Annotated in this window: 19 protein-coding genes; 11 read left to right on the top strand and 8 right to left on the bottom strand. The window is 73.6% G+C overall.

Annotated elements, in window-relative coordinates:
- Positions 1-123 precede the first annotated feature (123 nt).
- The 4 genes from rplI to rpsF all read right to left on the bottom strand — a co-directional run bounded on the left by rplI (position 124) and on the right by rpsF (position 1,883).
- On the bottom strand, positions 124-570 hold the full coding sequence (gene rplI / locus K353_RS22895) for a 50S ribosomal protein L9 (RefSeq protein WP_100837244.1): 447 nt from the start codon (positions 568-570) through the stop codon (positions 124-126).
- Positions 571-587: 17 nt separating this feature from the next.
- Complete coding sequence (rpsR, locus tag K353_RS22890; protein WP_033214207.1) at positions 588-824, bottom strand: 30S ribosomal protein S18; 237 nt, start codon at positions 822-824, stop codon at positions 588-590.
- Positions 825-891: 67 nt separating this feature from the next.
- Positions 892-1,491 carry a single-stranded DNA-binding protein gene (locus K353_RS22885; RefSeq protein WP_111555413.1) on the bottom strand — a complete coding sequence of 200 codons (600 nt, stop codon included), beginning with the start codon at positions 1,489-1,491 and terminating at the stop codon, positions 892-894.
- Positions 1,492-1,592: 101 nt separating this feature from the next.
- The gene (gene rpsF / locus K353_RS22880) at positions 1,593-1,883 is read right to left on the bottom strand and encodes a 30S ribosomal protein S6 (RefSeq protein WP_030457607.1); all 291 of its coding nucleotides are present in this window, start codon (positions 1,881-1,883) and stop codon (positions 1,593-1,595) included.
- Positions 1,884-2,119: 236 nt separating this feature from the next.
- Between rpsF and K353_RS22875 the strand changes: the two genes are divergently transcribed.
- From K353_RS22875 to K353_RS22865, 3 genes are all read left to right on the top strand, one after another.
- The gene (locus K353_RS22875; protein ID WP_100837242.1) at positions 2,120-2,437 is read left to right on the top strand and encodes a hypothetical protein; all 318 of its coding nucleotides are present in this window, start codon (positions 2,120-2,122) and stop codon (positions 2,435-2,437) included.
- 188 nt (positions 2,438-2,625) lie between these two features.
- The gene (locus tag K353_RS22870; protein ID WP_111555412.1) at positions 2,626-3,744 is read left to right on the top strand and encodes a peptidoglycan bridge formation glycyltransferase FemA/FemB family protein; all 1,119 of its coding nucleotides are present in this window, start codon (positions 2,626-2,628) and stop codon (positions 3,742-3,744) included.
- Positions 3,745-3,885: 141 nt separating this feature from the next.
- The gene (locus K353_RS22865) at positions 3,886-4,917 is read left to right on the top strand and encodes an alanine racemase (RefSeq protein WP_111555411.1); all 1,032 of its coding nucleotides are present in this window, start codon (positions 3,886-3,888) and stop codon (positions 4,915-4,917) included.
- Between the two features lie 140 nt (positions 4,918-5,057).
- On the opposite strand, the gene K353_RS22860 is transcribed toward K353_RS22865, so the two are convergent.
- Together K353_RS22860 and K353_RS22855 are read right to left on the bottom strand one after the other, a co-directional pair.
- Positions 5,058-6,620, bottom strand: coding sequence for a glycosyltransferase family 87 protein (locus tag K353_RS22860; protein WP_111555410.1), 1,563 nt, complete (start codon positions 6,618-6,620; stop codon positions 5,058-5,060).
- Positions 6,621-6,726: 106 nt separating this feature from the next.
- A complete protein-coding gene (locus tag K353_RS22855; RefSeq protein WP_305000326.1) occupies positions 6,727-9,489 on the bottom strand; it encodes a transglycosylase domain-containing protein in 2,763 nt (920 codons plus the stop codon).
- A 296-nt stretch (positions 9,490-9,785) separates the two neighbouring features.
- Between K353_RS22855 and K353_RS22850 the strand changes: the two genes are divergently transcribed.
- Both K353_RS22850 and K353_RS22845 read left to right on the top strand, forming a co-directional pair.
- Complete coding sequence (locus tag K353_RS22850) at positions 9,786-10,448, top strand: PadR family transcriptional regulator (RefSeq protein ID WP_100837239.1); 663 nt, start codon at positions 9,786-9,788, stop codon at positions 10,446-10,448.
- Between the two features lie 145 nt (positions 10,449-10,593).
- Positions 10,594-11,676, top strand: coding sequence for an inositol-3-phosphate synthase (locus K353_RS22845; protein WP_111555409.1), 1,083 nt, complete (start codon positions 10,594-10,596; stop codon positions 11,674-11,676).
- An 87-nt stretch (positions 11,677-11,763) separates the two neighbouring features.
- Here the strand turns inward: K353_RS22845 and K353_RS34925 are convergent, their stop codons facing one another.
- The gene (locus K353_RS34925; protein ID WP_199528210.1) at positions 11,764-12,534 is read right to left on the bottom strand and encodes a peptidoglycan-binding protein; all 771 of its coding nucleotides are present in this window, start codon (positions 12,532-12,534) and stop codon (positions 11,764-11,766) included.
- 165 nt (positions 12,535-12,699) lie between these two features.
- On the opposite strand from K353_RS34925, the gene K353_RS22835 reads away from it, so the two are divergent.
- A complete protein-coding gene (locus K353_RS22835) occupies positions 12,700-13,992 on the top strand; it encodes an MFS transporter (RefSeq protein ID WP_111555408.1) in 1,293 nt (430 codons plus the stop codon).
- Positions 13,993-14,124: 132 nt separating this feature from the next.
- Here K353_RS22835 and K353_RS22830 read toward each other — a convergent pair whose 3' ends face one another.
- The gene (locus tag K353_RS22830) at positions 14,125-15,561 is read right to left on the bottom strand and encodes a CCA tRNA nucleotidyltransferase (RefSeq protein ID WP_111555458.1); all 1,437 of its coding nucleotides are present in this window, start codon (positions 15,559-15,561) and stop codon (positions 14,125-14,127) included.
- 291 nt (positions 15,562-15,852) lie between these two features.
- On the opposite strand from K353_RS22830, the gene K353_RS22825 reads away from it, so the two are divergent.
- The 5 genes from K353_RS22825 (at position 15,853) to K353_RS22805 (ending at position 25,157) form a co-directional block, all read left to right on the top strand.
- On the top strand, positions 15,853-18,198 hold the full coding sequence (locus K353_RS22825) for a DUF6049 family protein (protein WP_146616549.1): 2,346 nt from the start codon (positions 15,853-15,855) through the stop codon (positions 18,196-18,198).
- Between the two features lie 51 nt (positions 18,199-18,249).
- Complete coding sequence (gene murJ, locus K353_RS22820) at positions 18,250-20,769, top strand: murein biosynthesis integral membrane protein MurJ (RefSeq protein ID WP_199528209.1); 2,520 nt, start codon at positions 18,250-18,252, stop codon at positions 20,767-20,769.
- Positions 20,770-21,056: 287 nt separating this feature from the next.
- The gene (locus tag K353_RS34475; protein WP_158585465.1) at positions 21,057-23,246 is read left to right on the top strand and encodes a protein kinase family protein; all 2,190 of its coding nucleotides are present in this window, start codon (positions 21,057-21,059) and stop codon (positions 23,244-23,246) included.
- A gap of 127 nt (positions 23,247-23,373) precedes the next feature.
- Positions 23,374-24,201: an RNA polymerase sigma factor SigM gene (gene sigM / locus K353_RS22810; protein ID WP_111555406.1), complete on the top strand. Its 828-nt coding sequence runs from the start codon at positions 23,374-23,376 to the stop codon at positions 24,199-24,201.
- Positions 24,198-25,157 carry a hypothetical protein gene (locus tag K353_RS22805; RefSeq protein ID WP_111555405.1) on the top strand — a complete coding sequence of 320 codons (960 nt, stop codon included), beginning with the start codon at positions 24,198-24,200 and terminating at the stop codon, positions 25,155-25,157. Before sigM ends, K353_RS22805 begins: the two co-directional genes overlap by 4 nt.
- The last annotated feature ends 149 nt before the right edge of the window (positions 25,158-25,306 follow it).

Genomic DNA, 25,306 nt, shown 5'->3' with positions numbered 1-25,306 from the left:
CCGGGCACGGCGGCGGCCCCGGAACGGCCGGAGGGCCGGACCCCGTGGAGACGGGGTCCGGCCCTCCGGGTGCCTCGCGGCGTGCCCTGCGGCACGGTCGCTACGGCACCGCTACGACTGCGTTCAGGCGGCGACGACGTTGACGTCGAGGTTGGCCTGGACGTCACCGTGCAGCTTGACCGAGACCTTGTGGGTGCCCACGGTCTTGATCGGCGAGGCGATCGCGACGGCGCGCTTGTCCACGGCCGGGCCGCTGGCGGCCTTGATGGCCTCCACGACGTCGGCCTGGGTCACGGAGCCGAACAGGCGGCCGGCCTCGCCGGAGCGAACGGCCAGCTTGACCTGCAGGCCCTCGAGCTTGGCCTTGACCTCGTTGGCGGCCTCGAGGGTCTGGATGGCGTGGATCTTCCGGGCGCGACGGATGGCGTCGACGTCCTTCTGACCGCCCTTGGTCCAGCGGATGGCGAAGCCGCGCGGGACCAGGAAGTTACGGGCGTAGCCGTCCTTGACCTCGACGATCTCGCCGGCGCTGCCGAGGCCGGGGACCTCGTGAGTGAGGATGATCTTCATTCTTCGGTCACCCTCTCTTAGCGCGCGGTGGAGGTGTAGGGCAGCAGGGCCATCTCACGGCTGTTCTTCACGGCCGTGGCGACGTCACGCTGGTGCTGGGTGCAGTTGCCGGTGACCCGGCGGGCACGGATCTTGCCGCGGTCGGAAATGAACTTCCGCAGCAGGTTCGTGTCCTTGTAGTCCACGTACGTGGCCTTGTCCTTGCAGAAGACGCAAACCTTCTTCTTCGGCTTGCGAGCAGGCGGCTTCGCCATTGTGTGCTCCGTTAGGTACGAGATCTGTCAGCGTCGGCGGGCCCGCGGGGGGCCCGCCGGGCACCGCTTAGAACGGGGGTTCTTCCGAGTAGCCGCCGCCGGAGTTTCCACCCCAGCCGCCGCCGCCCTGGTTGGACGCGGGGGCGCTGGACGCCCACGGGTCGTCGGACGGGCCGCCCTGGCTGCCGCCGCCGGGGTTTCCGCCCCAGCTGCCGCCGCCCTGGTTGCCGCCGCCGAAGCCGCCGCCACCCTGCTGGCCGCCGCCGCCGAAGCCGCCGCCGCCACCGCCCGGACCGCCGGTCCGGTTGGCGCGGGTGACCTTGGCGGTCGCCGAGCGCAGGCTCGGGCCGACCTCATCGACCTCGACCTCGAAGACCGTCCGCTTCTCGCCTTCCTTGGTCTCGTAAGACCGCTGGCGCAGTCGGCCCTGCACGATCACGCGCATGCCGCGCTGCAGCGACTCGGCCACGTTCTCCGCCGGCTGCCGCCAGACGTTGCACGTGAGGAAGAGGCTCTCGCCGTCCTTCCACTCGTTGGTCTGGCGGTCGAAGGTGCGCGGGGTGGACGCGATGCGGAACTTGGCCACCGCGGCACCCGACGGGGTGAAGCGCAGCTCGGGGTCGTCGACGAGGTTGCCGACGAGGGTGATGACGGTCTCGCCTGCCATGTGGTGATGACCTCTCGGAAAGGAGTTCTGCGGTGCTCGTCAGCGGTGTTCCACGTGGAACACCGGACGTGAGCCCTCCGGCGCGGACGCCGGAAGTGGGCTCAGTGGGTGTCCGGGCGCAGGACCTTGGTCCGCAGAACCGACTCGCTCAGGCTGAACTGGCGGTCGAGCTCCTTGACGACCTCGGGCGTGGCCTTGAGGTCGATGACCGAGTAGATGCCCTCGGACTGCTTGTTGATCTCGTACGCCAGGCGACGACGGCCCCAGGTGTCGACCTTCTCCACCTTGCCGCCGCTGGTGCGGACGACGTTGAGGAAGCTCTCGATCAGGGGGGAGACAGCGCGTTCCTCGACCGAGGGGTCGAGGATGACCATCACCTCGTAGTGACGCATGTGTAACCCACCTCCTTTGGACTCAACGGCCACGGCATTTCCGTGGCAGGAGGGTTGTGCGCGTCGGCACCGGTGGACGCGGGCATGCGGGCACGCCCCTACACCAGTGCAGAGGGGCCAGCCTACCGGGTCAGCCGACCGGCGGACAAAACAGTTGGCCGCCGCGGTTGTCACTTCGGTCACACCGGCCGCAATCTGGACAGAACGAACGTTCCCTCTCCCGGGAGGTGGGTCCCATGGCACAGGCCGTCCCCAGGCCGCAGCACCGGTCGCAGTTCACCCTCAACACCGACGGACACCCGCACCCGCGGGAGAACGCCCTGGTCGGCGTGACCGTCCTGCTCGGGGTGATCGCCTTCGTCACCTCGTTCTTCCACCACCTGCACCTGCTGACCTCGTGGACCGGCCTGTTCGGGGTGCTCACCGGGCTGGCCGGGCTGTTCCTCTCGGTGACCACCGCCGAACGCTTCGCGGTCGTCATCGGCACCGGCGCGGCGGCGTTCGGCCTCTTCCTCGGCGTGGCGCACGGCGGCCTGTTCGGGGGCGTGTGGTGACGTCCCCCCGGCGCGGGGCGGGCTGAGTCCGCCTCCCTCCGCTGGGCCTCCGATGCCCTCCCGGCGTAGTACCTGTATCAGCGGGTGCCGCCGGGAGGGCATCATCATGTCGGGTCGGTTCCCGGTCGAATCGGACCATTCGGACGATAGGGTCACCATGGGGGGATCCACGAGGAGGAGCACGGAGCATGAGCCTGCGGCTGCGGACGATCACACGCGAGGAACACCTGGCCTTCGTGCAGAGCCGGCCCTCGGCCAGCCACATGCAGGTGCCCTCCTGGGCGGACGTGAAGGCGGAGTGGCGCGCGGAGAGCCTGGGCTGGTTCGACGCCTCCGGCGAGCTGGTCGGCGCCGGGCTGGTCCTCTACCGCCAGCTGCCCAAGGTGAAGCGGTACCTGGCCTACCTGCCGGAGGGGCCGGTGATCGACTGGTTCGACCAGGACCTCGACCGCTGGCTCAAGCCGATGCTGGCGCACCTGAAGTCGCAGGGCGCCTTCTCGGTGAAGATGGGCCCGCCGGTGGTGGTGCGCCGCTGGGAGGCGCCCACCATCAAGGAGGCGATCGCCGGCGACGGGGCCAAGCGGCTGCGCGACGTCGAGCCGGACTTCACCGAGGCCCGCGCCCTGGAGACCGCCGAACGGCTGCGCCGCTCCGGCTGGCTGCAGGGCGAGGACGGCGGCGCCGGCTTCGGCGACGTCCAGCCCCGGTACGTCTTCCAGGTGCCGCTGGGCGGCCGCTCGCTGGACGACGTCCAGCGCGGCTTCAACCAGCTGTGGCGGCGCAACATCAAGAAGGCCGAGAAGAGCGGCGTCGAGGTGGTCCAGGGCGGCTACGAGGACCTCGCGGTCTTCCACAAGCTGTACGTGGTCACCGCCGAGCGGGACCACTTCACCCCCCGGCCGCTCTCCTACTTCCAGCGGATGTGGCAGTCCCTGACCGCCGAGGACCCGAACCGGATGCGGCTCTACCTCGCCTACCACGAGGGCGAGCCGCTGGCCGCCACCACGATGCTGGTGGTCGGCGAGCACGTCTGGTACTCCTACGGCGCCTCGGCCGACCACAAGCGCGAGGTCAAGCCGTCCAACGCGATCCAGTGGCGGATGATCCGGGACTCCTACGCGCTCGGCGCGAGCGTCTACGACCTGCGCGGGATCAGCGACACCCTGGACGAGGACGACCCGCTGTTCGGGCTGATCCAGTTCAAGGTCGGCACCGGCGGCCAGGCCGCGGAGTACCTCGGCGAGTGGGACTTCCCGCTCAACAAGCTCCTGCACAAGGCGCTCGACCTCTACATGTCGCGCCGCTGAGCCGGACGGCCGGGCCGGCGGGCCGCCGACCGCTCGCCCGCCGACCGGTCGCCGACCGCTCGCCCGCCGACCGGTCGCCGGACGCCCGGTCGCCGGACGCCCGCCGGTGCGCCACCCGAAGAACACCACGGAGAGAACGCGATGACCCTGACGATGTACGTGGACACCGGCCGCTGGCGGGCGCACCAGCGCGGCCTGCTGGCCGAGTTCGACGGGCTCGTCCCGGTCGCCAAGGGCAACGGCTACGGCTTCGGCAACACCCGGCTGGCCGCCGAGGCCGCCCGGCTGGGCGTGCCGACGCTGGCGGTGGGCACCACGGACGAGGCGGCGGCGGTGGCCGGCGACTTCCCCGGCGACCTGCTGGTGCTCACCCCCTACCGGGCGGGCGAGCCCGAGGTCGAGCTGCCCGCCGGGCGGGTGGTGCGCACCGTCGCGCACGCCGAGGCGCTGGCCGCGCTGCCCGGGGGGACCAGGGTGGTGATCGAGTGCATGACCTCGATGCGGCGGCACGGCGTCGCGGCCGGTGAGCTGCCCCGGCTGCCGGTGGGGCACCTGGCGGTGGAGGGCTTCGCGCTGCACCTGCCGCTGGACCGGCCGGACGGCAGCGACCCGGTGGACGAGGTGTCCGGCCTGGTCCGGGCGGTCGGCGAGGCCGGGCTGCCCACCGGCACGGTCTACCTCAGCCACCTGTCCGCCGCGGACGGGCCGCGGCTGGCCGAGCGGCACCCCGGCACCGCCTTCCGCTCCCGGATCGGCACCCGGCTCTGGCTCGGCGAGGTGGAGGCGCTCTCCTCCCGGGCCACCGTCCTGGACGTCACCCCGGTCTCCCGCGGCGAGCGCTACGGCTACCGGCAGCACAGGGCCCCCTCCGACGGCCACCTGCTGGTCGCCACCGGCGGCACCGCGCACGGCGTCGGCCTGGAGGCCCCCAAGTACGTGCACGGGGTGCTGCCCCGGGCCAAGGGGCTGGCCCGGGCCGCTCTGGGCACCGTCAACCGGACGCTGTCGCCGTACTCCTGGCAGGGCAGGCAGCTGTGGTTCGCCGAGCCGCCGCACATGCAGGTGTCGATCCTGTTCCTGCCCGGCCGGCTCAAGCCGCCCGCGATCGGCGACGAGCTGTCCCTGACCGTCCGGCACACCACCACCCACTTCGACCGGGTGGTCGAGCGCTGAGTCCGCCCCCCCGGTGCCCGGCCGAACGCCGGAGCCCCGCCCGCCGTGACGGCGGGCGGGGCTCCGGCGGCTCCGGGTCTCACGGGGCCGGGCGGCGTCCCGGAGGACTCACCGGGCCGCCTCCCGGATCACTTCCCGGATCACTTCTCGGGCCGGGGCTCCGCGCCGAGCTCGACGACCGGCTCCGGGTCCTTGCCCAGCCAGTCCGAGCGCGGCGCGTACGCGGCGTAGCTCTCCTCCTCGCGCAGGCCGCGGGCGGCGCCGAGCACGAACCGGTCCGGGGCGCCGTCCAGCACGCCGCCCGACGGGTCGTCGCTGCCGTCCCAGCGGACCGGGTCGCACTCCGGGTGGAGGACGTCGCGGACCACCATGTAGCAGAGGTACAGGGTGCCGACCAGGTGCAGGGCGATGGCGAAGTGGTACCACTCCTGGTCGATGCCGTGGTGCTTGCCGTCGCCGTTGTAGGCCAGGAACGACCAGACGCCGAGGAAGTACAGCACCTCGCAGGCCTGCCAGAGCAGGAAGTCGCGCCAGCGCGGCCGGGCCAGCACCGCCAGCGGGATCAGCCAGAGCACGTACTGCGGCGAGTACACCTTGTTGGTGAGCACGAAGGCCGCCACCACCAGGAAGGCCAGCTGGGCGAAGCGCGGGCGGCGCGGGGCGCTGATCGCCAGCCAGCCGACCGCCAGGCAGCTGAGCACCAGCAGGACGGCGATCCAGGTGTTCAGGGTCTCCAGGTTCCGGCCCTTGCGGATGCCCTGCATCAGGATCAGCCAGAACGAGCCGTAGTCCTCCCGGCGGGTCTGGCTGAAGCTGTAGAAGGTCAGCCAGCCCTTCCAGTTGGCCAGCATGATCGGCAGGTTGACCACCAGCCAGGCCCCGGCCGCGCCGCCGAACGCCTGGCCGAACTCCTTCCACCGGCCGGCCCGCAGGCAGAGCACCAGCAGCGGGCCGAGCAGCAGCACCGGGTAGAGCTTGGCGGCGGTCGCCAGGCCGATGAAAACGCCCGCCCAGACCGGCCGGGAGCCCGACCAGTAGGCCATCGCGACCGCGGCCAGGGCCACCGCCAGCAGGTCCCAGTTGATGGTGGCGTTCAGCGCCAGGGCCGGGGCCAGGGCGAACAGCAGCGCGTCCCACGGGCGGCGGCGCTGGGCGCGCGAGGTGGCGACCACCGCGACCACGGCGCAGATCATCAGCATCCCGGCGTTGACCATCCAGAACCACTGCTCACGGCTCATCAGGTCGCCGCTGTGGGTGGTCAGCCAGGCCGCGACCTGCATGAACAGGCCGGTCAGCACCGGGTACTCCAGGTACTGCATGTCCGGCGAGCCATGCGGGATCGGGTCCAGGTACGGGTGCAGCCCGTCGGCGAAGCCGCGGCCGGAGAACAGGTGCGGGATGTCGCTGTAACAGGCCTTCGTGTACTGGGTGGTGGCGCCGTGGAACCAGCCGTCGTCGTAGCACGGGGCCTTCTGGAACAGGCCCAGCACGTAGACCGCGATCACCGCCAGCGCGAGGAACTTGGCCGGCGTCCACCAGGAGACCCCCAGCAGCGCCCGCCGCCCGGGCGGGCCGCCGAACAGCTCGCTGCCGGCCTCCGCGACCGGGTCCTCGTCCGCGGGCACCACCACGGTGTTGGGCAGCGGACCGTCGGCCTGCGCGGGGCCGGGCGGCGAGGTCTCGTCACGAAGGCTGGAGGTCATGGCCGACATACTGCCGCACCGTTCCGCGCAATCGAAGAGGGGCACGGGATCGCCCTCGCGATCCGTGCCCCTCTGCGGTGTTTGTGCCGGGGTTCCGGCGGGCGGCTCAGCCGGTGCCGGTGCCCGGGCCGCCGTTGCGGCCGCTGGTGGTGCCGGTGGTGGTGCCGGTCCCGCCCGCTCCGTTGCCCCCGTTGCCCCCGTTGCCGCCGTTGCCGCCGTTGCCGCCGGTGCCGGTGCCGCCGGCCGCTCCGGAGCTCGGGGAGGAGCTGGGGCAGAAGCCGAGCAGGCAGTCCGGGCTGGAACTCGCGCTGGAGCTGGGCTTGCCGGACGGACGGCCGGTCGGACGCTGGCTCTCGGTCGGCGACGGGTCGGCGGTCTCGGTGGGCACCTCGGCGGTGGGGCTGGTCTCCATCGACGGGGAGGTCGAGGGAGAGGCCGAGGCCGAGGCGGTGGCCGGGGCGCCGGAGGAGTCGACCTCCTGGCCCCAGGGGGCCGGGGCGGTGAAGCTCCGCGGGTTGCCCGGGCCGATGATCTTCATGTAGCGGGTGAAGATCTCGGTCGGGAAGTCACCACCGTGGATCTCGCTCTTGCCGCCGGTGCCGTCCAGCGACTCCAGGCCGGTCTGCTTGGCCACGTCCTCGCGCCACATGCTGACCGCGGTGGTCAGGCTCGGGGTGTAGCCGATCCACCAGGCCGACTTGCTCTTGTCGGAGGTGCCGGTCTTGCCGGCCACCGGGAAGCCCAGCTCCGCGGTCTTGCTGCCGGTGCCGTTCTTCGCCACGTTCTGCAGCACGTCGGTGATGTTGTCGGCGACCGCCGGCTCGACCACCGTCTTCAGCACCGGCTTGTCGAAGTTCGGCAGGTCCTTGCCGCGGAACTGCACGCCGGTCACCGAGTACGGGTCGGCCTGCTGGCCGTGCGCCGGGAAGACCGAGTAGGCCGCGGCCATCCGGATCGCGCTCGGCGTCGAGGTGCCCAGCGGGAGGGTCAGCGTGTTGGCCGGCGACAGGGTCTTGTCGTCGTGCAGGCCGAACTTGATCGCCATCGCCCGGACCCTGTCGCCACCGACGTCCTGGCCGAGCTGGACGAACGGCACGTTGTACGACCACTGCATGGCCGTCCGCAGCGTCACGTAGCCCTTCTTGCCCGGGTCGCTGTTGCGCTGGTGGTAGGGCTGGCCGTCGTCGCCGATCGCCTTGCTGCCGTCGGCGCGGTAGATCTGCGCCATGTCGTCGGCCAGGTAGCGGGAGTCCGGGTTGATCCGGGCGGGCTTGCCGTCCGGGCCGTTCTTGGTGAGGACGCCCTCCTGCATCGCGGTGGCCAGCACGATCGGCTTGAAGGTCGAGCCGACCGGGACGCCGGCCGCGTCGGCGTTGTTGGTGAAGTGGCCGTTCTCGATGCCCGGGCCGCCGTAGATGGCCACGATCGCGCCGTCACCGGGCACCACCGAGGCCGCGCCGATCTGGACGTTGCGGTCCAGCTCCTTGTCGGCCGGGTTCAGCCGGGCCGCCTCGAAGTCGTCCACGGCCTTCTTCAGGGCGTCGACCTTGTCCTTCTGGAAGGTGGTGTGGATCTGGTAGCCGCCGCGGTCCAGGGCCGCCGTGGTGATGTCCGGGTCCTTGTTGGTGACGTACTGCTTGGCGGTCTCGACCAGGTAGGAGACCTCGCCGGTGGTCTTGGTGGCGGTCTTCACGTCGATCGGCTCGGGGAAGTCCTTGCACTTGGCCCGGTCGTCCGCGGACAGCGCCTTGGTGGTCACCATCCGGTCGAGGATCCAGTTCCAGCGCTCCACCATGCGCTCGTGGTTGGCGGCGCTCAGGCTCGGGTCGTACAGGCCCGCGCCCTTCAGCAGGCCCGCCAGCATGGCGCCCTGGCAGACGTCGATCTTGCTGGCGTCCACGCCGTAGTACGCCTGCGCGGCCGCCTGGATGCCGGTCGCGCCGCGGCCGAACCAGCTGGTGTTCAGGTAGCCGGTGAGGATCTGGTCCTTGGTCTTCTCCCCGTTGACCTTCAGGGTGATGAAGAATTCCTTGGCCTTGCGGGAGAGCGTCTGGTCCTGCGACAGGTAGACGTTCTTCACGTACTGCTGGGTGATGGTCGAACCGCCCTGGGTCTCGCCGCCGGTGGCCATCTTGTAGACGGCGCGGGCGATGCCCTTCGGGTCGATGCCGGAGTCGGTGCGGAAGGTGTCGTTCTCCGCCGCTATGACCGCGTCCTGGGCCGGGCGGCTGATCTGCGAGAGCTCGACCAGCTGCTGGTTCTCGTTGCCGGTACGGGCCATCTCGCTGCCGTCGGCCCAGTAGAAGACGTTGCTCTGGATCTGCAGCGGGGTCTTCTCGTCCGGCACGTGGACCAGCGCGTACGCGGCGCCGACCGCGGCCACGCTGCCGCCGAAGAAGACCAGGAACAGGGTCAGCAGCTGCTTCCAGGACGGCAGCCAGCGCCGCAGGCCCGACTTGCCGGACCGCGGGTAGTCGATCAGCCGCTTCTTGCCCGGCCGACCGCCCCGGCCGGCGCCGCGGCCACCGGGCGGCCCGCCCGCGTTGCCGCCACCGCCGCCCTTGCGGGACTGCTTGCGCATCTCCGCCCGGGTCGGCCGGGGCTGCTCCGCGGTCTCCCGCGCGGCGCGCCGGCCGCCCTGGCCGGGGACCTGCCCGGGCCCGGGACGCCCGGGGGCGCCGGAACGGTTCGGCCCGGCCGCCCGCCCCGGGGCCGCGGCCCGTCCGGGACCGCCCGCGGGGCCGCCCCGCCCGTACTCGGGTGCGCCCTCGACCGGGTGGCCGTACGCGTACGGCCGTTCGGAGTCCGACCGCCGCGGCGGCGGCTGCTCGCCCCCGGGGTTGGCCGACCTGCGCCGGTGTTCGCTCATCTCTCCGCAGCTCCTCGGTCAGGGTGCACAGGCGAAAGAGTACGGCGCTCCGAAAGCCACCTAATCGGGCATTGGAAGCCAACCGGGACGAACCGACCGCGATTCATTACACGCCCGTTGCCCAGTGGCCTTGTGATCCCAGTTACGCGTGCCCCCCTTGCTCCTTCCGTGACCCAGGGTTACTGTTGCCGATATATCGAGCCGATACATCGGCGCGACACATCGGTTCGGCATACACTGCCGGACCGGGGCCCGCATCCGGCGAGCAGGAACCCTCACGGAAGGAGGAAGGCGGCATGAGCCGACGCTCCGGCGTCCTCGAATTCGCCGTCCTCGGCCTGCTCCACGACGCGCCCATGCACGGGTACGAGCTGCGCAAGCGGCTCAACGTCCTGCTGGGCTCGTTCCGGGCCTTCTCGTACGGAACGCTCTACCCCTGCCTGAAGAGCCTGGTCGCCCAGGGCTTCCTGGTGGAGGACAACCCGGACGTCGAGTACGTCCCGGCCACCGCGCTCAACGGCAAGCGGTCGAAGATCGTCTACCGGCTCTCCCCGGAGGGCAAGCAGCGCTTCGAGGAACTGCTCGCCGACACCGGGCCGGAGGCCTGGGAGGACGAGCACTTCGGTGTCCGGTTCGCGTTCTTCGGCCAGACCGACCGGGCGGTCCGGATGCGCGTGCTGGAAGGCCGCCGCAGCCGGCTGGAGGAGCGGCTGGAGCGGATGCGCAGCTCCGTCTCCCGCACCCGCGAGCGTTTCGACGACTACACCCTCGAACTCCAGCGCCACGGCCTGGAGTCCGTGGAACGCGAGGTCCGGTGGCTCAACGAGCTGATCGAGACCGAGCGGGCCACCAGAACCGGACGCGGCACCGCGTCCCCGCACACTTCGGACGGCCGTGGTCCGGCCGACGGGTCCTCCGACCCGCCCGGGCCACCGTACGACCGCCCGGGGCGCTCCTGACCGGAGCGCTGCACCACCGCGCCGGCCCCGCCGCCCGCGGCGAGGCGTGGGCGCCCCGTGCGCCCGATCAGACAGTCAGAACAGATGTGGAACGAGGTCGCCGCCACAGCACGGCGGGCCTCATGAGATTCAGGGAGCAACCGGAATGGGTTCGGTTCGCGTAGCCATCGTCGGCGTGGGCAACTGCGCCGCCTCGCTGGTGCAGGGTGTCGAGTACTACAAGGACGCCGACCCGGCCGGTAAGGTCCCCGGCCTGATGCACGTCCAGTTCGGCGACTACCACGTCAAGGACGTCGACTTCGTCGCCGCGTTCGACGTGGACGCCAAGAAGGTCGGCTTCGACCTGGCCGACGCCATCGGCAACAGCGAGAACAACACCATCAAGATCTGCGACGTGCCGCCGACCGGCGTCACCGTGCAGCGCGGCCACACCCTCGACGGCCTGGGCAAGTACTACCGCGAGACCATCGAGGAGTCCGACGAGGCTCCGGTCGACGTCGTGCAGATCCTCAAGGACCGCCAGGTCGACGTCCTGGTCTGCTACCTGCCGGTCGGCTCCGAGGACGCCGCCAAGTTCTACGCCCAGTGCGCCATCGACGCCAAGGTCGCCTTCGTGAACGCCCTCCCGGTGTTCATCGCCGGCACCAAGGAGTGGGCCGACAAGTTCACCGAGGCCGGTGTCCCGATCGTCGGCGACGACATCAAGTCGCAGGTCGGCGCCACCATCACGCACCGCGTGATGGCGAAGCTCTTCGAGGACCGCGGCGTGGTCCTGGAGCGCACCATGCAGCTGAACGTCGGCGGCAACATGGACTTCAAGAACATGCTCGAGCGCGAGCGCCTGGAGTCCAAGAAGATCTCCAAGACCCAGGCCGTCACCTCGCAGATCCGCGACCGCGAGCTGGGCGCCAAGAACGTCCACATCGGCCCGTCCGACTACGTCGCGTGGCTCGACGACCGCAAGTGGGCGTACGTCCGCCTCGAGGGCCGCGCGTTCGGCGACGTCCCGCTGAACCTCGAGTACAAGCTCGAGGTCTGGGACTCCCCGAACTCGGCCGGTGTCATCATCGACGCCGTGCGCGCCGCGAAGATCGCCAAGGACCGCGGCATCGGCGGCCCGATCCTCTCCGCGTCCTCGTACTTCATGAAGTCCCCGCCGGTGCAGTACTTCGACGACGAGGCCAAGGAGAACGTCGAGAAGTTCATCCGCGGTGAGGTCGAGCGCTGAGCACCGAGTGCTGAGCACCGGCTGACGTGACGTCAGGTCCGACCGGAGGGCCGTCCCGCTTCGCGCGGGGCGGCCCTCCGGCGTCGGTCAGGACCAGGCCGCGTTCCAGGTGGCCGGGCCGACGACGCCGTCCACGCCGAGCCCGTGGCGCTGCTGGAAGGACCGGCAGACCTGGGCGGAGGCGGGCCCGTACCAGCCGTCCGCGGTGATCGACCAGCCGCGGTCGGCCAGCCGGCGCTGCCACGTCAGGACGTCGTCCCCGTGCAGCATCGGCGTCTGCACCCTCAGGTACCGGCCGGGCCAGCGCGGCGGGCCGGACGGCGGGGTGGTGGCCTGCCCCGAGACGCGGGCCGCCGGGACGCCGCCGAGCGCCGGGTCCGCGGAGACGGTCCCCTCCGGGAAGGCCGGGACCCCGTAACCGTACGGCGAGCCGGGGCCGCGGCGCGGGCGGGACTTGAGGTAGACGCCGTCGCCCTCGGTGGAGCCGCTGTCGTTGGTGTTCCCCTCCACGCTCCGGATGGTGTCGGCGTCGTAGGCGACGACGACGCCGGTGTGGCTGCCGCCGCCGGGGCCGAGGTAGAAGGGGCCGCCGAGGACCGGGTACTCGGACCAGCGGCGGCGGTCGCGCCACCAGGCGACGGCGGTGAGGCAGGACGCGGTCATCGGCCAGAGCCCGTCCATGCCGGCCCGGTGGGCGGCCCAGGCCTCGAAGGTGGCGCACCAGGGCTGGCCGTCGGACCACTCCAGGCCGGGGGTCTCGGTGCTGTAGCGCTGTCGGTTGTTCCAGGTGCCGTCGGCGTCTCGGCCCTCGTGGCGGCCGACCTGGCCGAGCAGAAGGGCGGCGAACTCGTCACGCATGGGAGCCTCCCGTTGTTCCGAGGTGGTTCTTCCCTCCCGGGCTGGTCAACGAGCCTGCGACACGCAGGTCATCGGTGGTGCGGAAGCACGCGGGGGGCGTCCGGCCGCCGGACTGTCGACGGATGTTTCACGTGGAACCGACGGACCTCGTGGCACCCTTGGCGGGTGATCACCGAACGGCCCCCGCGGGAGGCCCCCCTGCTCGGGCTGCTGCGCGGCCGAGGTTTCCGGCGACTGCTGACCGTCCGGCTGCTCTCGCAGCTCTCGGACGGGGCGTTCCAGGCCGCGCTGGCCGCCTCGGTGGTCTTCTCGCCGGAGAAGCAGTCCTCCCCCGCCGACATCGCCGCGATCGCGGCGGCGACGCTGCTGCCGTTCTCGGTGGTGGGCCCGTTCGCCGGGGTGCTGCTGGACCGCTGGCGGCGCCGGCAGGTGCTGCTGACGGGCAACCTGATCCGCGCGGTGCTCGGCCTGGCGACGGCGGCCCTGCTGCTGGGCGGGGCGCCGAAGTGGGCGTTCATCTCGGCGGCGCTAGTGGTGACGGCGATCAACCGGTTCATCCTGGCGGGCCTCTCGGCCTCGCTGCCCCGGGTGGTGGCCCCCGCGCGGCTGGTCACCGCCAACGCGGTGTCGCCGACCCTGGGCGCGGTCGCGGCGGCCACCGGCGCGGGCGCCGGCTTCCTGGTGCACCTGGTGGTGCCGGCCGGACCGCGCGCGGACGCCCTGACGGTGACGCTGTCCGGGCTGCTGTACCTGTCCGCCGCCCTGGCCGCGCAGCGCATCCCGGCCGACCGGCTGGGCCCCGACCAGTCGGACGGGCTCCCCCCGCTGCGCGAGACGCTGGCCGCCACCTGGTACGACCTGCTGGCCGGGCTGCGGCACCTGGTGCGGGACTGCCGTCCGGCGGTGCGCGCGCTGGCCGCGGCGACGCTGACCAAGTTCTGCTTCGGCGTGCTGACCGTCGTGGTGCTGATGCTGTCCCGGTACACCTTCAACAGCGCCTCGGACGAGACCGGCGGCCTGGCCAGCCTGGGCTGGGCGGTCGCGATGTCGGCGGCGGGCATGTTCCTGGCCGCGGTGGTCAGCCCGTGGTGCACCCGCAGGCTCGGCCTGAACGGCTGGGTGACGACCTGTCTGGTCGGCTCCGCGGTGCTCGTCCCGGCGCTCGGCCTGCCCTTCCGGGAGGCCCCGGCGATGGCCGCGGCGCTGCTGCTCGGCCTGACCACCCAGAGCACCAAGATCTGCGCCGACACCCTGGTGCAGGAATCGGTGGAGGACGAGTACCGCGGCCGGGTGTTCGCCGTCTACGACGTCCTGGTGAACGTGGCGTTCGTCGCCGCGGCGGCCGTCACCGCGCTGGTCCTGCCGCTGGACGGCCGGTCGGCGACGGTGATGCTGGGCCTGGCGGCGCTGTACGCGCTCGGCGCGGTGCTGTACTTCCGCTCCTCCCGCCGCCCCTGACGGGGTGTCGGCCGCCGGAGCCGGGAGGGCCAGGACGCCGCGGCCCCGTAACGGTCAACCGCCCGCCGACCGCCGGGCGGTCGACAGACCGCCCGCCGGGCCTTCCGGAAACGGGCGGTCGACCGACCGGGATCAGTCCTGCGGCTGCTCGGCCCACCAGGCCCGCAGCGCGGCCACCGCGTCCTCGTGCGCCATCGGGCCGTGCTCCAGGCGCAGTTCGAGCAGGTGCCGGTAGGCGCGGCCGACCGCCGGGCCGGGGCGCAGGCCGAGCAGTTCCATGATCTCGTTGCCGTCCAGCGCGGGCCGGATCGAGTCCAGCTCCTCCTGGGCCTGAAGGGCGGCGATCCGCTCCTCCAGTGAATCGTAGGTGCGGGCCAGCGCGGCGGCCTTGCGCTTGTTGCGGGTGGTGCAGTCGGAGCGGGTCAGCTTGTGCAGCCGGGACAGCAGCGGGCCGGCGTCGGTGACGTAGCGGCGCACCGCGGAGTCGGTCCACTCGCCGCCGCCGTAGCCGTGGAAGCGCAGGTGCAGCTCGACCAGCTTGGCCACCTCGTTGACCAGTTCGTTGGAGTACTTGAGCTCGCGCATCCGCTTGCGGGTCAGCTTGGCGCCGACCACCTCGTGGTGGTGGAAGGAGACCCGGCCGTCGGACTCGAAGCGGCGGGTGCGCGGCTTGCCGATGTCGTGCAGCAGCGCGGCCAGCCGGAGCACCAGGTCGGGGCCCCCGGTCTCCAGCGCGATGGCCTGCTCCAGCACGGTCAGTGAGTGTTCGTACACGTCCTTGTGTCGGTGGTGCTCGTCGCTCTCCAGGCGCAGCGCGGGCAGCTCGGGCAGCACGAAGTCGGCCAGACCGGTGTCGACCAGCAGGCGCAGGCCCTTGACCGGGTGCTGGGCGAGCAGCAGCTTGTTCAGCTCGGCCTGGACGCGCTCGGCGGAGACGATGGTGATCCGCTCGGCCATCGCGGTCATCGCGGTCACCACCTCGGGCGCCGGGTCGAAGTCCAGCTGGGCGGCGAACCGGGCGGCGCGCATCATCCGCAGCGGGTCGTCGGAGAAGGACTCCTCGGGGGTGGCGGGGGTGCGCAGCACCCGGGCCTCCAGGTCCTCCAGGCCGCGGTGCGGGTCGACGAACCGCCGGCCGGGCAGGTCGACCGCCATCGCGTTGACGGTGAAGTCGCGGCGCACCAGGTCCTGCTCGATCGAGTCGCCGTAGCTGACCTCGGGCTTGCGCGAGGTGCGGTCGTACGCCTCGCTGCGGTAGGTGGTGATCTCGATCAGGAACGAACCCTCCGGGGTGTCCTTGCGGGCGCCGACGGTGCCGAACGCGATGCCCACGTCCCAGACCGCGTCGGCCCAGCCCTTGACCAGCTTGAGGATCTGCTGCGGGCGGGCGTCGGTGGTGAAGTCGAGGTCGTTGCCGAGCCGGCCGAGCAGGGCGTCCCGGACCGACCCGCCGACCAGCGACAGCCGGTGGCCGGCGTCCTCGAAGCGGCGGGCGATCTCGTCGGCGACCGGGGAGACCCGCAGCAACTCCTGCAGGCCGAGGGTCTGCGCCTCGGTCAGCCCCGGCAGGGCGACCCGGTCGGCGGAGCTGGAATGATTGGCGCTGGACGCATTGGCAGTGGACACGGCTCACAAGGGTACGTGCCCGGCCTGCTCCGCCGCCCTCCCGTTTCGCTCCCCCGGCCCGTCCGGCAGCTCCCGGGCCGCAGCACTGCGGCCCGGACGGCGTCGTTACCATGCCGGTGGACGCTCCGGTGGGGGACCGCCCGGCCGGGTCGGCCGCGGCGGTGCGCGGAGTGATCGAGACGATCGGGAACGGCGAGGACGCGCGTGGACGAGCGGACCGGGCGGAACGCGGCAGTGGCGGCGCGTCGCGGACGGTGGACGGGCCGGCTGGTCAGGGGCGCCGCCGCCCTGCTGGCGGGCGGACTGGTCGGAGCGCTCTGCGCCGCCCCGGCGGCGGCGGCCCCCGGCCTGCTGCCCGCTGCGGCGGCCGAGTACCCGGCGGTGGTGCGGATCGACGCGCTGTCGCAGCAGGTCGCGTCCGAGAACTCGACCGTGGTCGTCACCGGCACGCTCACCAACTCCGGCACGTCGACGTTCAAGGCGCCGACCGTGAAGGTGCGCCAGCCGCAGGCCCGGCCGATGAAGACCCGCAGCGAGATCGCCATGGCGGCGTCCCGGACCACCCCGAGCACCCTGGACGGCATCTCGCTGGACGGCCCGGTCCAGGGCCTCCAGGACCTGGAGCCCGGGAAGAGCGAGGAATTCTCGCTGCCGGTGCCGGTCTCCGCGCTGAAGGTCGGGGAGACCGGCACGTACGAGCTGGCGGTGGACGTCTGGGGCAGCACCGGCGACGAGAGGGCCCACCCGCTGGGCATCGCCCGGACCTTCCTGCCCTACCAGGGCAAGGAGTCCGCCCAGCCCTCGCAGCTGGCCGTGGTCTGGCCGCTCACCCACGCCCCGGTGCTGGCCGCGCAGACCATGGCGGACGCCGACCAGACGCCGGTGCTGCGCGACGACACCCTGGCCGCCGAGCTGACCGGCGACGGACGGCTGAACCGGCTGGTCGACCTCGGCTCCGGGCTGACCGGGCTGACCTGGGCGGTCGACCCGGACCTGCTGGACACCGTGTACGCGATGACCAAGCCGTACCGGGTGCAGAAGCCGGGCACCTCCGGCGAGTCCGCGAGCGAGGAGAACACCGTCCCGGGCACCGGCCGGGACGCGGCGACGGCCTGGCTGGCGAAGCTGCGCACGGTGCTGGCCAAGCCGAACACCCAGGTGCTGTCGCTGCCGTACGCCGACCCCGACCTGGCCTCGATCGCGCACAACGGCGCGGGGCTGGCCGGGATGGACACCGCGCTGCGCAAGGCGGTGACGGCCGGTCAGATCACCGCCGAGGCCCGGCTGTCGGTGGACGCCGCCTCCGACGTGGCCTGGCCGTACCGGGGCCTGCTGGACCAGCGCACCGCGGCGGTGGCCGGGGCGGCGGGCGGCCGGGTCCTGCTGGTGGACGGCAGGTCGCTGCCGGACTCCGACAAGCTGTACTACACCCCGAACGCGGTCCGCTCGATCGGCAACGGGCAGACCGCGGTGGTCGGCGACTCCGTGCTGTCCTCGCTCTTCCAGTCCGACCTGGGCTCGGCCGGCGACCGCGCCTCGGCCGTGCAGCACTTCCTCGCCGAGACCCTGACCATCGCCCTCCAGGAGCCGGAGCACCCGCGCGGCCTGCTGGTGCTGCCGTCCCGCTCGCTGACCGGCGACGCCGCGCAGGCGCTGCACGACGCGGTGCTGGGCGCGGCCGGCGGCGGCTGGGTGGCGCCGACGGTCCTGCAGAAGGTCGCCGAGCAGAAGCCCGACCCGGCCGCGAACGCGTCCGTCCCGCAGTCGTACCCGGAGGAGGCGGCCGGCAGCGAGCTGTCGGCCGGCGAGCTGACCGCCACCACGCAGCTCCAGGACGGCGTGGACCAGCTGATGATGATCCTCACCGAGCCGGAGCGGGTGCGCGGTCCGTTCAGCGCCGCGATGGTGCGCGCGATGTCCACCGAGTGGCGCGAGCAGCCGAAGACCGGCACCGAGTTCCGGAACGGGGTCCGCAGCTACCTGGACAACCTCAAGTCCGCGGTCCGGGTCCCGAAGAAGACCGTGGTGACCCTGCCCGGCGACAACGCGACGCTGCTGGTCAGCGTGCGCAACGGGCTGACCCAGTCGGTCGGCAACCTGGAGCTGAAGATCACCTCGGCGCAGCCGAACCGCCTGCGGGTCGACTACCCGATCCAGCCCGTGGTGATGGACGCCGGCACCAGCCGCACCTTCCGCTTCCCGGCCGAGGCGCAGGTCAACGGCCCGGTCCAGGTGACCGCGCAGCTGTGGACCACCGGCCCGGACGCCCGGCCCTACGGCGAGGCGGTCGAGTTCACCGTCGACGTCACCTCGGTGGCCAGCGGCGTGACGTACGTGATCGCCGGCGGCACCGTGCTGATGGTCCTCGCCGGGGTCCGGTTCTCCCTCCAGCGCAAGAAGCGCCGGGCGGCCGGCGAGGTCGACGAGGACCCGGACCGTCCGGCCGAGGGCCCCGCGGGCGGCCCCGCCGACGGCCCCGCGGGCACGCCGCGGGACGCCGGGCGGCCGTCCGACGCGGACCCCTCGTCCGCCGCCGGTGCCACCGATCGGGTCGCCGGTGATGAGAAGGTGGATCACTAGGCCGCCCCACCCCCCGGGCGCCGTCCCCCCTCTCTGACGTGGATTGGTGGCATGAACGAGCGGAGCGAGCGAGCAACCAAGGACCAGGGCGGAGGCCGACCCCAGGACCGGGCGGGCGGCCCCCGCGCCGCCGCCCCCGCGGAGCCGGCCGCCGACTGGTACGTCGCCAACACCTACGCCCACGACCCCTACGCGCCCGGGGCCTTCGGGAGCACCGACCCGTACGGCGCGATCGACCTGCCGGGCGCCGGGCCCGACGAGACGGACACCCCGGAGGGCTCGGCCGCGGTGCCCGGCCAGGGCGGCGGCGACCCCGAGACCACCCGGCAGCTGACCGCCCCGGCCCCGCGCTGGGCGTCGATCGCCGCCGAGCTGGCGGCGGAGGCGGGCCCGGAGGCCCCCGCGGAGGCCCCCGCCGACGGCGCCCAGTCCGCATCCGCCGACGGCGCCCCGGCCGAAGCTCCGGCCGCGCCCCCGGGCGGGGCGGGCGCGGACGGGGCGGGCGCGGACGGGAAGCCGTCCGGTGCGCGCTGGCGGATCGAGCCCGCCCCCGAGCCGGTGGGCGAGTACGTCGGGATGGACTCGCTGCTCTCGAAGACCCCCGCCGGCGCCGAACCGCCCGAGGACCCGGCCGACGCCCCGGACGGTGGCCCGGAAGGCAGCACGGAGGGCGACGCGGAAGGCGGCCCGGACCCGGCCGGGGGCGCGGACGACGGCCCGGACGGCGGCGCGGCGGGTGGGCACCCGTACGTGCCGCCGATCGAGTTCGACCCGCCGCTGTCCGAGGAGGAGGCGGTGATGCAGGCCGACGCGGCCGTGCTGGAGGCGAACGCCGCCGCCGCACCGCCGACCGCCGCCACCACCGCGACCCCGCCCGTGCCCGCGTCCGCGTCCGCGCCCGCTCCGACCACGGGCGACGGCGGCCCGAGCCGGGTCTCCGGGCTGCTGAACTCCAGCGCCGTGATGGCGGCCGGCACCCTGGTCTCCCGGGGCACCGGCTTCCTGCGCACCATGGTGATCGCCGCCGCGATCGGCGTCGCCTCGATGGGCGACTCGTACAACGCCGCCAACACCCTGCCCACCCTGCTGTACATCCTGATCGGCGGCGGCGCGCTGAACGCGGTGTTCGTGCCGCAGCTGGTGCGCAGCATGAAGAACGACGAGGACGGCGGCACCGCCTACGCCAACCGGCTGCTCACCCTGGTGGTGACCGGCCTGGCGGGCGTGGTGTTCGTGGCGGTGCTGGCCGCGCCGGTGCTGGTGCAGCTGATCTCGCACGCGCTGATGCGCGACGCGGCGAGCGCCGACACCACGGTGGCGCTGGCCCGGTACTGCCTGCCGACCATCTTCTTCATGGGCGTGCACGTGGTGATGGGCCAGATCCTCAACGCGCGCGGCCGGTTCGGCGCGATGATGTGGACCCCGGTCCTGAACAACGTCGTGGTGATCTTCACCTTCGTGATGTACATCGCGGTGTACGGCACCTTCCAGCACACCGAGGTCACCCCGCGGTCGATCTCCCCCGAGGGCGTCCGGCTGCTCGGCATCGGCACCATGCTGGGCCTGGCGGTGCAGGCGCTGGCGATGATCCCGTACCTGCGGGCGGCGGGCTTCTCGTTCCGGCCCCGGTTCGACTGGCGCGGCCACGGCCTGGGCAAGGCCGCCCGGCTGGCCAAGTGGACCTTCCTGTTCGTGCTGGCCAACCAGGCGGGCTTCCTGGTGGTCACCCAGCTGGCCACCGCCTCGGGCCGGACCGCCGAGGCGGAGGGCCACCTCGGCGTCGGCCTGGCCGCCTACTCCAACGCGCTGCTGATCTGGCAGCTGCCGATGGCCGTCATCACCGTCTCGGTGATGAGCGTGGTGCTCCCCCGGCTCTCCCGGGCCGCCGCCGACCAGGACTCCGGCGCCGTCCGCGACGACCTCTCGTACGGCCTGCGCACCTCGGCGGTGGCGATCGTCCCGGCGGCGTTCCTGTTCCTGTCGCTGGGCCCGGTGATCGGCTCCTCGATCTACGGCCTGGGCAACGGCGGCGCGGTCGCCCACGGCACCACCGCGGTCGGCTACATGCTCTCCGCGTTCGCCCTCGGCCTGATCCCGTACTCGGTGCAGTACGTGCTGCTGCGCGGCTTCTACGCGTACGAGGACACCCGGACGCCGTTCTCCAACACCGTCTGGGTGGCGCTCACCCAGGCCGCCACCGCGGTGCTGTGCTGGCTGGTGCTGCCCGCGCAGTGGGCGGTCACCGGCATGGCGCTGGGCTACGGCCTGGCCTACGCGGTCGGGGTGTTCGTCGCGGTGCCGAAGCTGAAGGCGAAGGTCGGCGACCTGGACACCGCCCGGATCACCAAGACCTACGTCCGGCTGGCGATCGCCTCGCTGCCCGCCGCCGTCGTCGGCCTGGCCGTCGAACTGCTCGCCCTGCAGGTGCTGGACGGCTGGATCGGCAACGTGCTGACCCTGCTGGTCGCGGGCGGCGCGCAGCTCGCGGTCTTCCTGGTGCTGGCCCGGAAGATGCGGGTCGAGGAGCTGAGCGCCCTCACCGGAATGGTCCGCAGGCGGCTCGGCCGCTGAACCGCCCCCGCTCCCCCGGTTGACCGGACGTCAACCCGGACGAGGACGAACCGTCGGAACCTCAGTACGCTTTGCCTGGGCCGGAGTCGGGGCACACCCCCGGTTCCGGCCCATTCGTCTGCTGTTCCGCCGGAAGTGGGCAATCGGGCAACCTCCCGCCACTCTCAGAGGTCGTACCCGACGTCCGGTAGTGGGCACAATTGACCCTGCACGGCCGACCGCTCCGGTACGGAGCCATCGACCGTCCTGGGATGGACCGGGGCGACACAAGGGGAGGCAGGACCACGGTGGCTGACGGCACCAAGGCGATCGTCGACACGTCCGAGGCGGACGGGGCGGCGACCGAGGCCGCACCGGCGGCCGCGGAGCGCGACGCCGGCTCCGAGCGCGGGTCCGAACACGGCTCCGACCGCGGCCCCGACCGCGGCCCGGCCGCCGAGGACCCGGCCGGGAGCACCCCGAACGGCACGGTGCGGGCCGCCAACGGCTCCCCGAAGGCCGGGGCGAAGGGCGGCATCGAGCCGGGCGCGCGGACCGGACCGAAGGGCGGCGACCGCGGCAGCGGCAAGAGCACCGCGAAGGCGGACCCGAAGACCACCCCGCTGCGCGCAGCGGCCCCGAAGAGCGCCCCCGCCTCCCCCGGCGCCTCCCCCGCTCCCGACGCCCCTGCCACCCCTGCCTCCCCCGCTCCCGACGCCCCTGCCGCCCCCGCCGCCGAGCCGGCGCCGGCCCGGCCCGCCGAGGCCACCGCCCCGCTCTCCGCCCAGGAGATCGACGCCGAGCTCACCGCCCGGGGGGCCCGCCCGGAGCGTCCCTCCCGCACCCGCGGCGTGCGCCGCCCGCTGCCGCCGGTCGAACCCGCCGAGCCCGTCCCGGCCACCAGCACCGAGACCCTGGACGCCGACACCGCCACCCTGCCCACCGTGCGGCCCGCCCCGCAGCGGCACAGCGGCGACAAGATCGGCGCCCGCTACCGGCTGGAGGAGTGCATCTCCGAGTCGGAGACCTTCACCAGCTGGCGCGCCGTCGACGAGAAGCTCCGCCGCGCCGTCGGCGTCCACCTGCTCGCGGCCGGCCACCGCCGCGCCAAGTCGGTGCTCACCGCCGCCCGCAGCGCCGCCCTGCTCGGCGACCCGCGCTTCGTCCAGGTGCTGGACGCGGTGCAGGAGGGCGAGCTGGTCTACGTCATCCGCGAGTGGCTGCCCGGCGCCCGGGACCTCGGCGAGCTGCTGGCGGACGGCCCGATGGAGCCGTACGACGCGTACCAGATGGTCCGCCAGGTCACCGACGCGATCGCCGCCGCCCACCGGCGCGGCCAGGCGCACCTGCGGCTCACCCCCAAGTGCGTGCTGCGCACCGACGGCGGCCAGTACCGGATCAACGGCATCGCGGTGGACGCGGCGCTGCGCGGCCTGCCCGCCGAGGACGCCGAACTGACCGACGTCCGGGCGATCGGCGCGCTGCTGTACGCGGCGCTCACCCACCGCTGGCCCTACCCGGAGGACCGCTACGACCTCCAGGGCCTGCCCAAGGACCTCGGCTGCGTCCCGCCGGACCAGGTCCGGGCGGGCGTCCACAAGGGCCTCGCGGAGCTCGCCGCCCGCATCCTGTGCGAGCAGCCCCCGCACCACAAGGACCCGATCACCACCCCCGCCGAGCTGGCCGCGGCGATCGACCTGATGCCGAAGGTCCGGCAGCCCGAGCAGCCCGTCCCGCCCGCGCTGCGCGCCCTGCCCGCCGCCCGGCCGCGCTACGCGAGCAGCGCGCCGACCCAGGCGCTCCCCCGCACCGAGCCCGCCCCGGCGCCCGGGCCCGTCCCCGCCGCGGCCCCCGCGCCGCGCCGCCGCGGGCTGCGCCGCCTGCTCAAGTGGACCGCCTCGCTGGTCGCGCTCTCCGCGGTGGCGGTCGGCTCCTGGCAGCTGGCCCAGTACGTCAACCACCAGGACGCCGCCACCGGCGGCCGCAGCACCCCCGCGCCCGTCCCGGCCGGCGTCTCCCCCGCCCCCGCCGGGCAGAAGCTCAGCATCTCCGCGCTCGCCCCGTTCAACGCGTTCGGCGACACCAAGGACGAGCACAGCAGCGAACTGTCGAACGCCACCGACGGCAACCCGGCCACCGCCTGGACCACCCAGCGCTACAACGACCAGTTCGGCGGCGCCTACCGGCCCGGCACCGGCATCCTGATCGACCTCGGCTCGGCCCGCGAGGTGGACTCGGTGGACGTCCAGTTCATCGGCGACACCAAGGCGGAGCTGAAGGCCGCGCCCGGCGGCACCAACAGCGCCCCGAACGCCGACGACGCGGGCTTCCGCAGCTTCGGCGCCCCGATCGCCTCCGGCTCGGGCGGCAAGGTCGCCCTGAAGCCCGCCAAGCCGGTCACCACCCGGTACCTGCTGCTCTGGCTGACCAACCTCCCGACCAACGACGACGGTGGCGGCTTCCGCGGCAAGGTGGCCGAGGTCCAGGTCAACGGCTGACCGCCGCCCCGAACCGCCGCCCCGGATGCCGCCGGACACCGCGCACCCCTTGATCCGCCCCGGCGCATCCCCAACGATGTGACCCACGGCCGCCGGAGCGGACGGCCGAACCGCAAGGAGGGGGCGGATGGCCGAGGAGCCCACCGACGCCGAACTGCTCGCCCGGCACACCGCGGGCGACCCGGACGCCTTCGGGCTGCTGGTGCACCGCCACCGCGACCGCCTGTGGGCCGTCGCGGTGCGCACCCTCGGCGACCGCGAGGAGGCCGCCGACGCGCTCCAGGACGCCCTGGTCTCCGCGTTCCGGGCCGCCGCCGGGTTCCAGGGCCGCTCGGCGGTCACCACCTGGCTGCACCGCATCGTGGTCAACGCCTGCCTGGACCGCGCCCGCCGCGGCGCGGTCCGCCGGGCCGAGTCGCTCGACCAGCGGCCGGCCGGCACCGCGGAGCGCGCGCTGGGCGCCGCCGAGGGTGCGGAGAGCCACGCGGTGCGGGCCGAGACCCGCCGCGAGGTGGCGGACGCGCTGGCCGAGCTGCCCGCCGAGCAGCGGGCCGCCCTGGTGCTGGTCGACCTACAGGGCTACCCGGTGGCCGAGGCCGCCGAGGTGCTCGGAGTCCCGGTCGGCACCGTGAAGAGCCGCTGCGCCCGTGGCCGGGCCCGGCTGCTGCCACTGCTGCGCCACCTCGGTCCGGGCACCGTTCCACGTGGAACCGAACCGGCCGCCCGTCCCGCCGCCGCTCCCGCTCCCCGTGGAACGGCCGCCGTGTCCGCCGGTGTTCCACGTGAAACCGGCCCGGACCGGCGTCCCGCCGGTGTTCCACGTGGAACACCGGCGGGCCCTGACGGCGGCGGCACCGCCCCGCCCGGCCCCCGCGACGGGAACCCGAACCCGCCCTCCCCCGTCCCATCCACGGATTCCTCGCCCGCGCTGGAAGGAGATGCGACCCCGCGATGACGCCGCACCCGCCTTCCGAGCATCCCGACCTGGACGCCCTCGCCGACCTCGCCGAGGACCTGCTGCCGCCCGAGCGGGCCGCCGCGCTGCACGCGCACCTGGCCCACTGCCCGCTCTGCGCCGAGGACTTCGCGGCTCTCTGCGGCCTCCCCGCGCTGCTGGCGGACGTCCCCGCCCCGGCCCTGCCGCCGGACGTCGCGGACCGGCTGACGGCCGCCCTGGCCGCCGAGTCCGCCGCCCGCACCGAGCGCCACCCCCGGCCGCCCGCACCGGCCGTCCCCAGCACCCCCGCCGTCCGCACCGCTTCCGCCCCGCCCCGCACCACCGCCCCGACCGGCGCCCCGTCCGGCGCCACCGGCCCCGGCCGCCCGGCCCGCCGCCGTCGCGGCGCCCGACTGCTGCTCGCCACCGCGGCCGTCGCGGTGGCGGCGCTCGCCGTCGGCCTGGGCGGCTCGCTGCTGGGCCGGGACACGGGCCGGCCGGACAGCGCCGCCGGCCGCCCTGCTGCCGACCGTTCCACCGCGGCCGACGGCCCGGCCCTCGCCGACGGCTCCCGGCCGACCGGCACCACCGGCACCGCCGGGACGACCGGCACCACCGGCACCGGCGTGCCCCGGCAGGTCGCTCCGGGCGGCGGCGGCGCGGAGGACGGTCCGGAGTTCACCGCCGACGGGCTGCCCGCCCAGGTCCGGCAGCTGCTGGAGAGCAAGGCACCGCACCAGCTCGGCCAGGCCGCCTCCGACGGACCGGCCGCGGCCCCGTCCTGCGCGCTGGAGGCCGCCGGACACCCCGGCGAGCGGCCCGCCGCCACCAGCCCGGGCCGCTACCAGGGGCGGCCGGTGCTGGCCCTGGTGTTCCGCCCGCCCGGCGGCGGCGGGCCGCTGGACGTCTACCTGGCCACCCCGGACTGCCCCGGATCGACGATCCTGCTGCACAGCTCCGTCCCCGCCCCCTGATTCCTCGCCCGGCCGGTCCCAGCGCGCCCGGAGCACGGGCGGTTGGTGCGGCCGGGCCTGGGAATGCGGGAGACTGGTGAGTCGTTGTCCGGGGCGGCGGAGCAGACCGCCCTCCCCCGCGCGAGCGGGACGCCAGGCAGACCAGGAGA

The sequence above is a fragment of the Kitasatospora sp. SolWspMP-SS2h genome, from assembly GCF_003259315.1.
In the GTDB taxonomy this organism is placed as follows: domain Bacteria; phylum Actinomycetota; class Actinomycetes; order Streptomycetales; family Streptomycetaceae; genus Kitasatospora; species Kitasatospora fiedleri.
This window is presented reverse-complemented; position numbering and strand designations above follow the sequence as displayed.